Annotated in this window: 1 rRNA gene; it reads right to left on the reverse strand. The window is 53.1% G+C overall.

What is annotated here, in order from left to right:
* Positions 1-1,139, reverse strand: a 16S ribosomal RNA gene (locus A3I3_RS0109790); the annotation flags it as partial.

Consider the following 1,139-nt stretch of genomic DNA (forward strand, 5'->3'; position numbering starts at 1 on the left):
CCTTCCGATACGGCTACCTTGTTACGACTTCACCCCAATCATCTATCCCACCTTAGGCGGCTGGCTCCTTACGGTTACCTCACCGACTTCGGGTGTTACAAACTCTCGTGGTGTGACGGGCGGTGTGTACAAGGCCCGGGAACGTATTCACCGCGGCGTGCTGATCCGCGATTACTAGCGATTCCGACTTCATGTAGGCGAGTTGCAGCCTACAATCCGAACTGAGACTGGCTTTCAGAGATTAGCTTGTCGTCACCGACTTGCGACTCGTTGTACCAGCCATTGTAGCACGTGTGTAGCCCAGGTCATAAGGGGCATGATGATTTGACGTCATCCCCACCTTCCTCCGGTTTATTACCGGCAGTCTCGCTAGAGTGCCCAACTCAATGATGGCAACTAACAATAAGGGTTGCGCTCGTTGCGGGACTTAACCCAACATCTCACGACACGAGCTGACGACAACCATGCACCACCTGTCACCGATGTACCGAAGTAAAATCCTATCTCTAGGACGGGCATCGGGATGTCAAGACCTGGTAAGGTTCTTCGCGTTGCTTCGAATTAAACCACATGCTCCACCGCTTGTGCGGGCCCCCGTCAATTCCTTTGAGTTTCAACCTTGCGGTCGTACTCCCCAGGCGGAGTGCTTATTGCGTTAGCTACGGCACTAAGCCCCGGAAAGGGCCTAACACCTAGCACTCATCGTTTACGGCGTGGACTACCAGGGTATCTAATCCTGTTCGCTCCCCACGCTTTCGAGCCTCAGCGTCAGTTACAGACCAGAGAGCCGCTTTCGCCACCGGTGTTCCTCCATATATCTACGCATTTCACCGCTACACATGGAATTCCACTCTCCCCTTCTGCACTCAAGTTAAACAGTTTCCAGAGCACACTATGGTTGAGCCATAGCCTTTTACTCCAGACTTATCTAACCGCCTGCGCTCGCTTTACGCCCAATAAATCCGGATAACGCTCGGGACCTACGTATTACCGCGGCTGCTGGCACGTAGTTAGCCGTCCCTTTCTGGTTAAGTACCGTCACAAAGTAGGCTTTCCACTCCTACTCCCGTTCTTCCTTAACAACAGAGCTTTACGATCCGAAAACCTTCTTCACTCACGCGGCGTTGCTCGGTCAGGGT

Source organism: Streptococcus massiliensis DSM 18628 (assembly GCF_000380065.1).
Taxonomy (GTDB): Bacteria; Bacillota; Bacilli; order Lactobacillales; family Streptococcaceae; genus Streptococcus; species Streptococcus massiliensis.